Annotated in this window: 13 protein-coding genes; 9 read left to right on the top strand and 4 right to left on the bottom strand. The window is 67.0% G+C overall.

Translation table 11 applies throughout. From position 1 onward, the window contains the following. Nucleotides 1-54: 54 nt before the first annotated feature. A complete protein-coding gene (locus HOP03_09045) occupies nucleotides 55-546 on the bottom strand; it encodes a thioesterase (protein NOT88318.1) in 492 nt (163 codons plus the stop codon). Between the two features lie 71 nt (nucleotides 547-617). Between HOP03_09045 and HOP03_09040 the strand changes: the two genes are divergently transcribed. From HOP03_09040 to HOP03_09010, 7 genes are all read left to right on the top strand, one after another. Further along, nucleotides 618-1,418, top strand: coding sequence for a uroporphyrinogen-III synthase (locus HOP03_09040; GenBank protein NOT88317.1), 801 nt, complete (start codon nucleotides 618-620; stop codon nucleotides 1,416-1,418). Nucleotides 1,419-1,459: 41 nt separating this feature from the next. Then, nucleotides 1,460-2,461, top strand: a complete 1,002-nt coding sequence (locus tag HOP03_09035; protein ID NOT88316.1) for a hypothetical protein — start codon at nucleotides 1,460-1,462, stop codon at nucleotides 2,459-2,461. 61 nt (nucleotides 2,462-2,522) lie between these two features. Further along, nucleotides 2,523-3,788 (top strand): heme biosynthesis protein HemY, encoded by a 1,266-nt coding sequence (locus HOP03_09030; GenBank protein NOT88315.1) that lies wholly within the window; start codon nucleotides 2,523-2,525, stop codon nucleotides 3,786-3,788. Nucleotides 3,789-3,797: 9 nt separating this feature from the next. Continuing rightward, a complete protein-coding gene (locus HOP03_09025; protein NOT88314.1) occupies nucleotides 3,798-4,916 on the top strand; it encodes an ABC transporter permease in 1,119 nt (372 codons plus the stop codon). 209 nt (nucleotides 4,917-5,125) lie between these two features. Further along, the gene (locus tag HOP03_09020) at nucleotides 5,126-5,932 is read left to right on the top strand and encodes an ATP-binding cassette domain-containing protein (GenBank protein ID NOT88313.1); all 807 of its coding nucleotides are present in this window, start codon (nucleotides 5,126-5,128) and stop codon (nucleotides 5,930-5,932) included. A 1-nt stretch (nucleotide 5,933) separates the two neighbouring features. Beyond that, nucleotides 5,934-6,857 (top strand): MCE family protein, encoded by a 924-nt coding sequence (locus HOP03_09015; protein ID NOT88312.1) that lies wholly within the window; start codon nucleotides 5,934-5,936, stop codon nucleotides 6,855-6,857. Next, the gene (locus HOP03_09010) at nucleotides 6,857-7,504 is read left to right on the top strand and encodes an ABC transporter (GenBank protein NOT88311.1); all 648 of its coding nucleotides are present in this window, start codon (nucleotides 6,857-6,859) and stop codon (nucleotides 7,502-7,504) included. Before HOP03_09015 ends, HOP03_09010 begins: the two co-directional genes overlap by 1 nt. Before the next feature lie 59 nt (nucleotides 7,505-7,563). Here HOP03_09010 and HOP03_09005 read toward each other — a convergent pair whose 3' ends face one another. The 3 genes from HOP03_09005 to HOP03_08995 form a co-directional block, all read right to left on the bottom strand. After that, a complete protein-coding gene (locus tag HOP03_09005) occupies nucleotides 7,564-8,274 on the bottom strand; it encodes a hypothetical protein (GenBank protein NOT88310.1) in 711 nt (236 codons plus the stop codon). Nucleotides 8,275-8,383: 109 nt separating this feature from the next. Next, nucleotides 8,384-9,499, bottom strand: coding sequence for a DUF4349 domain-containing protein (locus HOP03_09000; GenBank protein NOT88309.1), 1,116 nt, complete (start codon nucleotides 9,497-9,499; stop codon nucleotides 8,384-8,386). A 126-nt stretch (nucleotides 9,500-9,625) separates the two neighbouring features. Beyond that, nucleotides 9,626-10,906, bottom strand: a complete 1,281-nt coding sequence (locus tag HOP03_08995) for an acetyl-CoA C-acetyltransferase (protein ID NOT88308.1) — start codon at nucleotides 10,904-10,906, stop codon at nucleotides 9,626-9,628. Nucleotides 10,907-11,049: 143 nt separating this feature from the next. On the opposite strand from HOP03_08995, the gene HOP03_08990 reads away from it, so the two are divergent. Together HOP03_08990 and HOP03_08985 are read left to right on the top strand one after the other, a co-directional pair. Continuing rightward, nucleotides 11,050-11,925 (top strand): hypothetical protein, encoded by an 876-nt coding sequence (locus tag HOP03_08990; protein NOT88307.1) that lies wholly within the window; start codon nucleotides 11,050-11,052, stop codon nucleotides 11,923-11,925. Between the two features lie 181 nt (nucleotides 11,926-12,106). Next, nucleotides 12,107-13,297: a LamG domain-containing protein gene (locus HOP03_08985; protein NOT88306.1), complete on the top strand. Its 1,191-nt coding sequence runs from the start codon at nucleotides 12,107-12,109 to the stop codon at nucleotides 13,295-13,297. Nucleotides 13,298-13,317: the final 20 nt, after the last annotated feature.

Below are 13,317 nucleotides of genomic sequence, written 5' to 3'. Positions count from 1 at the left end.
CATCGGGGTCGGCATCGAGAGTCCGGGGGGCTGTGGTGCGGGACAGCGGCCATGCTACCCCCTCAGCTTGGCCGCGTACCGCGACAGGCTCTCGGTGGCCACCCCGCCTTCAGGTAAGCCGACCACCGCCCGCACCGAGAGCCGGGCACGGCCGCGGCTGCGGAGCGTGGACAGGAAATCCGCCCAGGACTCGCCTTCGGCCAGTTCCGCAGTGGTTTCGATGTCGGCGTAGAGCGGCGCGCGGTAGCGGATGTCGCTGTCGGCGACGAAAACATCGGCATCCAGCCCGGCCTCGGCCAGCCGCAGCACGATCAAGCCCCAGCCGGCGAGCGTCATCAGCGAACCGAGACTGCCGCCGAAGGCGCAACCCTTGTCGTTGATGTTGGGTCCCAGCGGTGCGTGCAGGCGCAGGCGATCACCGGTGGCCTCGACGATGCGCAGGCCCAGCGCCGCCACCGGCGGCATCGCCAGCAGTTCGGCTTCGAGCATGCGCAGGGGCGACAGATCGATTCCGGTGTTCGGTATGGCGGGCGTGGATCGGGTCATCGGCGAGTCGTGTGGTGATCCTGCGAACCGACCGGCTTGCGGGCGTCGGGGCGAATGGCCAAGCTGCGACGATGTCCCGTACCGGCCCCACCACCCGCCGCAGCCCGCGCGAATACTACACGGCATGCTCCGCAGCGCCGCTCGTCGTGTCGCTTCGGCCTGCGAACGACCATGCGGCGATGCGCCGCGCCGCCGCCGCGCACGGATGGCGGGTGGCCGCGCTGTCGCCTTGGAAGATCGCGGTACAGACCGACACGGCGACCCGTGCGACCCTGCGCGCGGCATTGGCGGCGGACATCGTGATCGCCACCAGCCCGGCGGCGGTCCGCGCGGCGGTCGCCCTGTCCGCATTGCGGGCACGGCGCGGGCAGCTCTTCTGCGCGGTCGGCAGCGCCACTGCCGCCGCGCTGCGACGTGCCGGCGTCGCCGATGTGCTGTCGCCCGAACGCATGGACAGCGACGGCCTGCTCGCGCTGTCGGCATTGCGTGTCGTGCATGGGCGCACGATCGGGCTGCTGACCGCACCCGGCGGCCGTGATCTGATCGCACCGACGCTGCGCGAGCGCGGCGCGCAGGTGCAGCGTGCCGATGTCTATGCCCGAGAGCGCATCGCGCTCTCGCCCGCATCGCTGGCGCGGCTGCGCGCGTTCGACGGTCCGCTGCTGCTGCCGGTGAGCAGCGGCGAAGCGCTGCAGCAGGTCTTCGAGCAGGCACCCACGGATATCGCCGTGCGTCTGCGCGATGCCCGGGTGCTCGCAGCCAGCGAACGTCTGGCCGCGTTGGCGCGAACGCTGGGCTGCGACGATGTACGGATCGCCGCCGGACCGCGCCCGGCACAATTGCTCGCTGCCGCAACGACGCGATCCGGCTAACATGCGGCCAGCGCTGCCGCCGATGCAGCCGGCCAGCCCCCATGACCGAAAGCGCCACACCTTCCATTGCCTCCGTATCCACCCCGCCCGTGGCCACGACGCGGTGCGCGCGTGGCGGCTGGGTGTGGCTGTTGGTGCTGCTCGCGCTGGCCGCTGGCGGTGGGGGTGCCTGGTACAGCGGCCAACAACGGGCGAAACGCGAACGGGCCGCCGACATCGAAGCCGCGCAGCGGCTGGAAGCACTGGAATCGCGCCTCGACCGCCTGCGCGGCGATGTGCGCGGCCACAGCCAGCGCCTGCAGCAGGCCGACGCCACCAATCGCGTCCTGCGCGACGAACTGCTGGGCATGAACCAGCGCGCGGCGCTGCTGGAAGACAATGTCGCCAAACTCGCCGATGCCAACCGCCAGGGCGCACAGGCGCTGCGACTGGACGAAGCCGAACTGCTGCTCACCCTCGGCCAACAGCGCCTGCTACTGGCCGCCGACCTCGATGGCGCGCGCCGGGCCTATGCGTTGGCCGCCGGTGTGCTCGACGGCGTCGACAACCCCGGCTTTCTCAACCTGCGCCAGACCCTGGCCCAGGAACGCGCCGCACTCGATGCGCTCGCTGCCGATCCGCGCCGCATCGCGCTGCAGCGGTTGGATGCACTGGCGGCGAAGCTGCCCGACCCCGCCGTCCTGCCGCGCGCGCCGGTGCCATCGGCGAATGCACCGTGGTGGGATCGGGTGCTGGCACGGCTGGTGAGTGTCCGCCGCACCGATGCGCCGACCGCGCTCGCCAGCGAGGACCGCAGCGCCGGCGATATCGCCCTGCAGCTGGAACTGAGCCTTGCGCGTACCGCGATCGAACGCCGCGATGCCACCGCGCTGCGCGCCGCGATCGAACGCGCCGATGCCTGGCTTGTGCGGCTGTGGCCGGCCTCGCCGCAGCGCCGCGCGCTGCGCGACGAATTCAAGACCCTGCGCGATGCGCCGCTGACGCTGGACATCCCCACCCTCGGCAGCACGCTCGAACAGATGCGCGCGCAGCGGGGGCCGTGATGCGAGGCTTACCCCTGAAACCCGCTGTATCCGCATTGATCGCATCGTTGCGCGCAACGACATGAATCTCTTTCGCCACATCCTGTTCTGGATCCTCGCCGCGCTGGCCGGCGCGCTGCTGGCGCAGGTATTGATCCAGGACCCGGGCTTCGTGCTGGTGCGATATCTCGGCACCACGATCGAGTCCACGCTGGTCGGCGGGCTGCTGATGGTCGGTGCTGCGCTGTTCGCGCTGTGGCTGTTGTACGCACTGCTGCGCCTGCCCTTCCGGCTGTGGTATCGGCGACGCGAACGCATCGCGCGCGCGCGCTTGGGCGACGGCATCGACGCGCTGCATCAGGGGCGTTACGCGCAGGCCGAAAAATTGCTCACGCAGGCAGCACGGGACCCGCAGTTCGAAGCGCCGGCGCGGGTCGCCGCCGCACGCGCGGCGCTGGCGCGCGGCGATGTCGTGGCCGCGACCGCACAACTCGATGCGTTGCCGATGAAACATGCCAATGCGCGAGCGGTCGTGCTGGCCGAAGCCGCATTGGCCGAAGACCGCATCGCCGATGCGATCGCCGCACTCGATACCGTCGCCGATGGCGCGCCGCCGCCGCGCGCGCTGGCGCTGCGCGCGGATGCCCTGGCCGCCAGCGGCCAGAGCGCGCAGGCCTACGGCATGCTCGGTGCGTTGCGCCAGCAGCAGGCGCTGTCGTCATCGCAGTTGGTCGAACGCGAACGATTGTGGGCCGAGAGCGCACTGCGCGAAGCCGCCGACGCCAACGCATTGGCCGATCACTGGGACGCCCTGCCCGCCGCACTGCGCAACGCGCCCACCGTGGTGCGCGCCTACGCCGACCGTGCCGCCGCGCTGCGCTGGGACGATGCCGCCGCGCGCAGTCTCGAACAGGCGATCGACGCGCAGTGGAACGAATCGCTCGCCGCGCATTACGGGGCGCTGCCGGTCGAGCGCCTCGACGCGACGGCGCTCGAGCGTCGGCGCGCGCGCGCCGAAGACTGGCTTCGCGCGCATCCCGCCAATCCCGGTGCACTGCTCGGCGTCGCGCGGCTCGCGCGTGCGCAGGGACAGTGGCCGCAGGCCGAACAGACGCTGCATCGCGCCATTGCCCAGGGCGGCGGCGGCGAGGCGTGGGAAGCGCTCGGCGACGGCTTCGCGCAGGCCGGCGACGATGCGCGCGCGAGGCTTTGCTATCGGAACGCACTGCGGGTCGCGCGCGGCGAAGCGGCCGAACCGATGCCCGGTCGCGATCTGAAGCAGCAGATCCTTGCCGAAGCGGCGATCGAAGAACGCGACGCCCATGGCCTGCCGCGATTGCTCGGCTGACCCCCGACGATGACGCCGCCCAGCCACGCCATTCCAGGTATCGAGATCGATCCGGGCGACGCGGCGTGCGTGCGCCTGTCCGGCGAGTGGACGCTGCATTACGCCGAAGCCATCGGCGCCGCCCTGCGCGAAATTCCCGACCAGGTGCGTCGCCTCGACGCCTCGGCGGTTTCGCGCCTCGACTCGCTCGGCGTGCTTCAGTTGCTGCGTCACGCCGCGCGACGCGGGCTCGACGACGATGCACTGCGTTTCCGCGACGATCATCGCGCGCTGGTGCAGATCATCGAGGACGTGAAGGACGGACGACCCAAGGCGAAAAAGAACTACGGCTTCGTCGCCGCGCTCGAACGCCTGGGCCGTGCGGTGCACGAAAACGCGCGCGAAGTGGTCGCGCTGGTGAGTTTCCTCGGCGAGACCCTGAGCAAACTGGTGCGCACCGTTGTCCAGCCGCGTCGCCTGCGCGTGATCGCCACGGTCTTCCACATGGAACAGGTCGGCCTGGACGCCGTGCCGCTGGTGGCGTTGCTGTCGTTCCTGGTCGGCGCGGTCATCGCGTTTCTGGGCTCGAACATCCTCGCCGACTTCGGCGCGTCGATCTATGTCGTCGAACTGGTCAGCATCGCCTTCCTGCGCGAGTTCGCGGTGCTGCTCACCGCGATCATCCTCGCCGGCCGCACCGCCAGCGCGTTCACCGCGCAGATCGGCTCGATGGTCAGCCGCGAGGAAGTCGATGCCATCCGCACCCTCGGCCTCGATCCGGTCGACCTGCTGGTGATCCCGCGCCTGCTCGCGCTGATCGTGATGCTGCCGCTGCTCACCTTCATCGCGATGCTCGCCGGCCTGCTCGGCGGCATGGTCGTGGGCATGAGCAGCCTCGATATCCCGATGCAGGCCTACTACGGCCGCCTGCAGGAAACGATGGAACTGCGGCATTTCCTGGTCGGCATGTCGAAGGCGCCGATCTTCGCGGTGGTGATCGGCCTGATCGGCTGCCTCGAAGGCCTGCAGGTCAGCGGCACCGCGCAGTCGGTCGGCGAACGCACCACCTCGAGCGTGGTGCAGACCATTTCGCTGGTGATCGTGTTCGACGCGTTCGCCGCGATCTGGTTCATGCAGGTAGGCTGGTGAACGATGCCAATCACTTCGACCACCGTGATTTTCATAGGGCGCGCCTCGGCGCACCGTTTCCCCAAGCCACGTCCTGCGAAGAAGAAATCGTCGATTTTCGATCGAAGCATCATGACGACGCTCTCTATCGACCATCGGTGCGCCGAGGCGCACCCTATTCAATACGTTGCGGCGGAGACCGCGCCTGCTTCAGTCGGTTTTCGCATTCGATGATGTCCTCTTACGCCACCGACGAACCCATCATCCGCGTGCGCGGCCTGCGCAATCAATTCGGCGCGCAGGTGGTGCACGACCATCTCGATCTCGACGTGCGTCGCGGCGAGATCATCGGCGTGGTCGGCGGTTCCGGCAGCGGCAAATCGGTGCTGATGCGTTCGATCATCGGCCTGCGCGAGCCAGATGAGGGATCGGTCGAAATACTCGGCGTCGACGGTCGTTCGCGCGACACCGAAGACCGGCTGCACATCGAGCGCAGCACCGGCGTGCTGTTCCAGGACGGCGCGCTGTTCTCGTCGCTGACCGTCGGCGAAAACGTGCAGGTACCGCTGAAGGAACATCATCCCGAGCTGCCCGAATCGCTGCTGTACGAACTGGCGCTGCTGAAGGTGAAACTCGCCGGGCTGCCGCCGGACGCGCTGGACAAACTGCCGTCGCAGCTCTCGGGCGGCATGCGCAAGCGCGCCGGCCTTGCGCGCGCGCTCGCGCTCGATCCGCCGCTGCTGTTCCTCGACGAACCCACCGCCGGTCTCGACCCGATCGGCGCCGCGGCCTTCGACCATCTCACCCGCACGCTGCAGCAGGCGCTGGGACTCACGGTCTTTTTGATCACCCACGATCTCGACACGCTGTACGCGATCTGCGACCGTGTCGCGGTGTTGGCCGAAAAGCGCGTGATCGCGGTCGCGCCGCTGGCGGAGATCGAAACGTTCGATCACCCCTGGGTGCAGGAATATTTCAACGGGCCGCGCGGACGCGCCGCGCGCGACAGCCAATGCCGTTCCGCCAAGAGCATCTGATATGGAAACCCGTGCCAACTACGTGATGATCGGTGCCTTCACGCTCGCGACCGCCGCGTTCCTGCTGTTGTTCGGGCTGTGGGCGGCGAAATACACCTCGAGCAAGGACTGGCGCTACTACAACGTCGTCTTCGACGAAGCCGTGACCGGTCTCACCGAAGGCGGCAGCGTGCAGTACAACGGCATCAGCGTCGGCACCGTCGACACCTTGAGCCTGGCGCCGGACGATCCGCGCAAAGTGGTCGCGCACGTCAAACTGCGCGCGACCACGCCGGTGAAGGTCGACACACGCGCCAAACTGTCGTTCACCGGCCTGACCGGCACCGCGTTCATCCAGCTCACCGGCGGCAGCCCGAACGCGAAATCGCTGGTCCCGGACAACAGCGACACGGTGCCGACGATCCTCACCGAAGCCTCGGCGCTGCAGAACATCGCCGAAACCGCGAACAAGCTGGTGGCGCGACTCGACAAGGTGCTGAGCGACGACAACATCAGCAACATCACCCAGACCCTCGACAACATCGAGAACGCCACCGGCGTGTTGGCCGATCAGCGCAAGGACATCGGCGCGCTGATCACCAACGCGCGCGTCTCCAGCGAAAAACTCGCGGCCACGCTCGACACCACCAACGGCGCGATCGCCGATGTCGATCGCGAGCTGGTGCAGAAGCTGCCGCAGCTCATCGCCAAACTCGACAGCACCCTCGACCGGCTCGACAACGCGGCCGGCAACGCCGACAAACTGCTCAGCGAGAATCGCGGCGCGATCAACAGCTTCACCCAGGACGGCCTGAGCCAGCTCGGGCCGACGATGGAAGAGCTGCGCGGGCTGGTGCGCGATCTGCGCAAGATTTCCTCCCGCCTCGAAGACAACCCGGCGGGCTACGTCCTCGGCCGGCAGAAACCCAAGGAGTTCGAGCCCTGATGAATCGACATCTCTCCGCGCGCTCCGTGGCCGGCATCCGCCTCGCTGCGCTGCTGCTCGCGACCGCATCGCTCGCCGGCTGCGGCATCCTGCCGAAGCAGGAAACGCTGGCGCTGTATCGCCCCGAGCCGACGATCGCCGTCGATAGCGCATGGCCGCAGGCGGACTGGCAGCTGCAGATCGCACGGCCGTACGCGGACACCATGCACGACTCCGCGCGCATTCTCGTGCGCCCGCAGCCGGGCGAACTGCAGGTGTACAAGGGCGCGGCGTGGACGCAGCCGGCGCCGGACCTCGTGCTGGACACGCTGCTGCGCGCGTTCGCCGACAGCGGCAAGCTCGCCGGTGTCGCCCGGCGCGGTGAAGGTGTGAGCGCGCAGTACCAACTGCTGCTCGACCTGCGCCGCTTCGAATCCGACTACAGCGGCGGCACCACGCCGGGCGCACGCATCGAAATCGGCGCACGTCTCGTGCAGAACACCAGCAACCGCGTCGTCGCCACTCGCGTATTCGATGTGACGGTGCCTGCCGCTGGCACCGATGTCGTCCAGGTCAATCGTGCATTCGAGCGCGCGCTTGGCGATGCGAACATGCAACTCATAGGCTGGGTGCTCGCAGAGGGCAACCGCAGCGTACGCGAGCGTTGATCGCCGCATGACGCGCATGCAACAACTCGTGCGCCGAACACGCTGGTTATCGATCGCACTCAACGATCGAGTTCGGTCAAAACCTGTTCGGAATGCAGAGAGAAGTCCGTGATGGCGTACTCCCGGTACAGCAGCTTGCCGCCATCGTTGATCAGCAGGCCAAAGCGCTCGCCATCCTCGCTCAACGAGGTATCGAGGATGTTCTCGACGGACGGACCCAGCTCGGCATATCCGCTGCCATCGGGCCGCAGCAGCGCAGGAACCGGCCGATCGCCCCAATCCAACTCGCCATCGCCATCGCTATCGGTGCGGATCACTTCGAGGAAGATCGCGGTTGTCGGGGCATCACCGCTCTGTGCGCGGTCGTCGCATGCGCAGACCTGCTGGATCGATCGCAACCGCTGGCCGTTTTTTTCAAAGAGCCACTTGGCTTCGGGCTGCCCCTCGACGATGAAGATCAGATTGCGGATGTCATCGCCATAATTTCTTCCTCCTGATCGCAGGCTTCCGGTGCCGCGACTTACGGTCGTCATCTCGATCATCTTCACTGCGGATCCCTTGATCCGGGTCACGCTGCCGACATGCATCCGGATAGTGGACGCCCCTTTGTTTCCTGATGCGCCCGATATCTCGATGGTGTGTGAAGCTGGCCACAGCTCCGGGAACAGGGCTTCCCTGACGAAAACGTAAGCGATCATCGACACGATCAACAGCCCGGACAGCGCAAGCGCACGGTAGATCCATCGGAAGAAACGGCTCTGTTCGGTCACGACGAAATCCTCATGCGGAGGGATGCGGTCGACGCCTGCGCAGCCCTGCAGCATCGGTTTCGCGAAAAGGGCGCGCCGAAGCGCGCCCTCGATGCAATCATGCTTCGATTCACTCCGTCGGCGGCGGCGGCGGTGGCACCGACCGCGATTTGCGACGCGACACCGCCCAGCGGCGCAGGCCGTACAGGCCGAGGCCCATGACCAGCCACAGCGGCCACACGTTCATCAATCCGATGAACAGGTCGAGCACGCCGTACCAGCCCACGCGCAACGCATCGAACAGGCGGGTGAAGAAGCCCGGGCTGTGCTTCTGGAACACCGCTTCGACATCGACCATTTCGGTCTGGCGGATCTTCGACAATTGGTACAGCGTCAGACTGATCGTGCTGTAGTCGACCTTGTCCTCGAATTCCTTCTGCTGGATCAACGCTTCGTCGCGCTGCAGCTTGGCGCCGGTGCGCGCGGCGATGACTTCGGATTTGCGATCGAGGCGGTCGCCCGACTGCATCGCCTGCCCGAGTTCCATCTGCGCCTGCTGTTCGCGCTGGTACGCCAATTGCTGGCGGAGCATCTGGAACTGCGCATCGGCCGCGTCGAAGCTGCGCTGGTCGAGGAATTCCATCTGCGACGCGATCGCGCGCAGGAAATCCTGGGTCTTGTCGCTGGGCACGCGCACGCTGAGCGTGCCGCGCACCGTGTATTCGACCAGCTCGATCAGCTTGCCGTCGCCTGCGGGGCGACGCTGCACGCGCATGGTCTGCGCGGAAATGTTGTTGTTGACGATGAAACCGCCCTGCTGCGCCGCCACATCCTCGATCGCCAGCGCCGAGGAGTACACGTCCTTCACCCGGAACTGCGCCTGCGCGGTGCGGATGAACTTGCGTTGGCCGTCGTCGAAGGTGGCGGCGCTGGAGCTGACCTGCCCGGCATCGACGCGGGTCTCGACTTCGACCTGGGGCTCGCTGCGGCGCGCGTCTTCTTCGGATTCGACGGCCGCATCGCCGAGTTCGGCGAAAGCGGGGGCGCTTTTGGATTCCGCCTTCGCCGCTTCCTGCGGCATCGGTGCCGATGCGGGCATCGCGCCGCCCTCGGCGGAGGCGACCGCGTCGGCGGACGCCATGTTCGTCGATTCGGCAGCGCTTTCCTGTTTGCTGCAGGCCGCGATACCCAGAAACAACACTGCGGTCAGGCCGCAGGCGATCAGATTCGAATGGATGGAACGCATGGTGATTCCCCGGTGATCGATCAGTGATGGATGCAACGCACGGCGCGATCAAACGTACCGGATCGGATCGTGGGGTTAGCGCGGAGCGGCCACGGCCGGATGTAACCGGCGTCACCGTGACCGATGTCAGCGTTCGAGGATCGCGACCACGCCCATGCCGCCGGCGGTGCAGATCGAGATCAGGCAGCGACCGCCGCCGCGTTCCTTCAGCTGTTTGGCGGCGGTGGCGACGATGCGCGCACCGGTGGCCGCGAACGGATGGCCGGTGGCGAGCGAGGAACCGAGCGGGCTGATCTTCGCCGGATCGATGCTGCCCAGTGGTGTATCCAATCCAAGCCGGGTCTTGCAGTAGTCGGCGCTTTCCCACGCGCGCAGCGTGCACAGCACCTGCGCGGCGAAGGCTTCGTGGATTTCGTAGAGATCGAAATCCTGCAGCGTGAGATTGTTGCGCTTGAGCATTTCGGCGACCGCGACCGTCGGCGCCATCAGCAGGCCTTCGCCGTGGACGAAATCGACGGCGGACACGTGCGCGTCGCGGATGTGGCACAGCACTTCGTGGCCGTGCTGCGCGGCCCAGTCGTCGGAAGCGATGAGGCAGGCCGCAGCGCCATCGGTGAGCGGCGTGGAATTACCGGCGGTGAGCGTGCCGCGACCGGAGGTCTTGTCGAACGCCGGTTTCAGCGATGCGAGTTTTTCCAGCGAAGAATCGGCACGCAGGATGTTGTCGCGCGAGACGCCGCGGAAATTGACCACGAGATCATCGAAGAAGCCGCGCTCGTAGGCGGCGGCGAGTTTGTGGTGCGATGACACCGCCCACGCGTCCTGCGCCTCGCGTTCGATCTTCCACTCTTTCGCCATGTCCTCGCAGTGTTCGCCCATCGACTTGCCGGTGCGCGGCTCGCCGACGCCCGGAAATTCGGGCTTGAGTTCGCGGAACGAAAACCCGTTGGTGAAGCGCGCGATGCGGTCCATCGTGGTTTTCGCCGCGGCCACCGACAGCAGGCGGCGGCGGAAGGCCTGGCCGTAGACGATCGGTACGTCCGATGTGGTGTCCGAACCGCCGCCGATGCCGGACTCGATCTGGCCGGTGGCGATCTTGTTGGCGACGGTGATGATGGTGTCCAGCGACGTGCCGCAGGCGCGCTGCATGGTGATGCCCGGGGTGAGCGGCGACAGGCCCGAGGACAGCGCGGCTTCGCGGCCGATGTTCCAGTCGCTGCTGTGCTTGAGCACCGAGCCCATCGCCACTTCGCCCAGCTGCTGGCCGTGCAGGCCGAATTTCTCGACCACCGCGCCGAGGGTCCGGACCGACATCCCGAGATTGCCGACATCGGTGTAGGCGGTGTTCTGGCGGCAGAAAGGGATACGGGCGCCACCCAGGACGGCGACGGGACGACCATGCAGCATCGGAACACCTCTTGATTGAGCGACCCGCTGGCTGAAGCGCACGGCGGCCATCGATAATGCGTGAGAGTGTAACGCCGCACCGCAGCCCGACCAAAGAGACGATGAGCGCAGATCCGCACACAACGCAGAAAAAAACCCCGCGCATGATCGTGCGCGGCGCACTGGCGCTGGAACTGGTCCCCGGCAGCCAACCAGGCCGGGCGGCACTGCGCCAGGCCGAGGCCGGCACGCTCGCCGGCCTGGTCGGGCGCGATCTGGCGACGCTGGCCGCCGATGCCGCCGCGCTGGATCTGGTCTTCGCCGGCGCCCACTACGACCCCGCCGAGATGCTGCGCCCGGGCTGGCCGCTGCATCGGCGGCTGGAAGAACTGCACGCGCGCGCGCCGCAATCGACCGGCGCGGGTGCGGACACGGCGCGGATCATCGCCTTCGGCGCCGACGAACATGGCGTGGTGCCGCAGCCGCTGCGCGCCGAACTGGAACTCCACGGCGGGCCGCTGCGGGTGGTGCCGTTCCTGCTGGTCGGCGCGGCCGAACAGGCCACTGCGGTCGCAGCCGGATTCGAGCACGCCCTGCTGGAACGCGGCATGGCCCAGGCCGACACCGCGCTGACGGCGCAGGACGCGTTCGCGGCGAAGGTCGAACACGCCCGCTACCTCACCGCCTACGACCTCGCGGCGATGATGGCACTGCAATATCGCCACGTCGGCCTGGGCGCACTGTGGCCGCTGGTGGAAACCGCCCTGCTGGCACCGAACGAAGACGCCTGGCTGGACGCGCCACCCGAACCACTGCTGCGCTATATCGATGGCGCAGTGCGCATCGCCGACTTCGACCGCAGCGGCTGGCAGCGCCGCTACGCCGCGGACGAACTGGATGCGGCGCGCATCGATCGCGGCTTCATGCATTTCCAGGCGCGTCAGCGCCAGCTCGCGGCGATCCTCAAAGTGCACGGGTTGGACGTGCGCATGCTGCCCTGCCCGGCGGGGCGCGATGCGCGCGCGGTGCTCGCAGGCTGAGCCGCACCAGGCACCTGCGCGCAGCGATCTTGGATGTCGATTCCGCTGCTGCCGAGCATGCTAACCTCCGGATAGCTGCGCAACACAACGTTGTCGCATCGGCGGCAACGTTCAGAGAACAGGGAGCCCGCGCATCCCCCGCAGCGGCAATGCGCACCAGCCACCTCGAAGGAGTGAAGGTATGAGAAATATCCTGCTGAGCCTGCTACTGGCCCTCGGCATGTTGATGCCGGCTGCGGTCACCCATGCGGTTCCCATCCGCGTCACCAACGGCATGGTCGGCGAATGGCATCTGACCCCGGTCAATCTGTTTTTCTACAGGCTCGCGCCCGACACCAGCGGTTTCGCCCGCCACGGGCGCATCTACACCGGCTCCGCCACATCCTACGGTTGGATGGGCCAATCCGTGAACCTGTCCGGCGGCAAATACATCCGCGTGCCGAATTCGTCGAACCTGAACTTCGGTACCGGCAGTTTCACGCTGGCGGCATGGGTGCGCATCAACGACACTTCGAGCAGCGTCAAGACCATCATCGACAATCGCGGCAGCAATGGCCGCGGGTATTCGTTCGCGGTCAATAACGGCAACCGCCTTCTCTTGCAGCTCTCCGACGAAACCGGCTGGCTCAACTACGTTTCCGACAGTTCGGTCACGCTGTCGACCAACCGCTGGCACCACGTCGCGGTTTCGGTGAATCGTACCTCGTGGCCGGTCAACATCACCTTCTACATCGACGGGCAGAACGCCGGCTACGCCACGCCGAAGATGGGCAACATCAACAACACCGACCAGCCGTTCTACATCGGCGGGCACGTGAACATCCCGTCTTTCCGCTTCAACGACCGCATCGATGAAGTTTTCGCCTACAACCGTGCGCTGCCGAACTGGGAAGTATGGTCGGTGCTCAACCCGGGTCGCCCGAACTTCACGCCGTCGTACTGGAACGGCAACAGCCGGCAAGGGCAGAACAACTGCTACAACTATTCCAACAACAAGGCGACCAACACCTTCGCACAACCCGGTCGCGCGGCCGGCGCACAGGCAGTCTCCATGACTTGCGCGGCAGTCCACGCCGCCGCGATCGCCGATGGCCTGCAGCCGATTTCCTACTATCCGAACTGGCCGCTGGACTTCAAGACCGGCCTCGCACTGGTAGTGGCGCCGGGCTATGACTACCACTGGTACCGGCTCGATCAGAACGGCACATGGACGCACAAACCCGGTGGCACCGCGGCGACCAATCGCGACAACGCCGGCAACATCATCACCGACCCACGCACTGCGAATCGCGGCCCGTACAGCAACTTCTGCGGTTTCTTCCTCGCCTGGTCCGACATCGCCGAAGGCTACGGACACGAGAACATCAACTGATTCCGCCAGGGACAAGGAGA

The sequence above is a fragment of the Lysobacter sp. genome, assembly GCA_013141175.1.
Classification (GTDB): domain Bacteria; phylum Pseudomonadota; class Gammaproteobacteria; order Xanthomonadales; family Xanthomonadaceae; genus Lysobacter_I.
Note: the sequence above shows the minus strand (reverse complement) of the source record. Positions and strands in the feature narration are given on the sequence as shown.

What these genes read in the sequence shown, in the direction of transcription:
- HOP03_09045 (NOT88318.1), bottom strand. Translation starts at nt 546, where the DNA reads ATGACCCGATCCACGCCCGCCATACCGAACACCGGAATCGATCTGTCG.
- HOP03_09040 (NOT88317.1), top strand. Translation starts at nt 618, where the DNA reads ATGTCCCGTACCGGCCCCACCACCCGCCGCAGCCCGCGCGAATACTAC.
- HOP03_09035 (NOT88316.1), top strand. Translation starts at nt 1,460, where the DNA reads ATGACCGAAAGCGCCACACCTTCCATTGCCTCCGTATCCACCCCGCCC.
- HOP03_09030 (NOT88315.1), top strand. Translation starts at nt 2,523, where the DNA reads ATGAATCTCTTTCGCCACATCCTGTTCTGGATCCTCGCCGCGCTGGCC.
- HOP03_09025 (NOT88314.1), top strand. Translation starts at nt 3,798, where the DNA reads ATGACGCCGCCCAGCCACGCCATTCCAGGTATCGAGATCGATCCGGGC.
- HOP03_09020 (NOT88313.1), top strand. Translation starts at nt 5,126, where the DNA reads ATGATGTCCTCTTACGCCACCGACGAACCCATCATCCGCGTGCGCGGC.
- HOP03_09015 (NOT88312.1), top strand. Translation starts at nt 5,934, where the DNA reads ATGGAAACCCGTGCCAACTACGTGATGATCGGTGCCTTCACGCTCGCG.
- HOP03_09010 (NOT88311.1), top strand. Translation starts at nt 6,857, where the DNA reads ATGAATCGACATCTCTCCGCGCGCTCCGTGGCCGGCATCCGCCTCGCT.
- HOP03_09000 (NOT88309.1), bottom strand. Translation starts at nt 9,499, where the DNA reads ATGCGTTCCATCCATTCGAATCTGATCGCCTGCGGCCTGACCGCAGTG.
- HOP03_08995 (NOT88308.1), bottom strand. Translation starts at nt 10,906, where the DNA reads ATGCTGCATGGTCGTCCCGTCGCCGTCCTGGGTGGCGCCCGTATCCCT.
- HOP03_08990 (NOT88307.1), top strand. Translation starts at nt 11,050, where the DNA reads ATGATCGTGCGCGGCGCACTGGCGCTGGAACTGGTCCCCGGCAGCCAA.
- HOP03_08985 (NOT88306.1), top strand. Translation starts at nt 12,107, where the DNA reads ATGAGAAATATCCTGCTGAGCCTGCTACTGGCCCTCGGCATGTTGATG.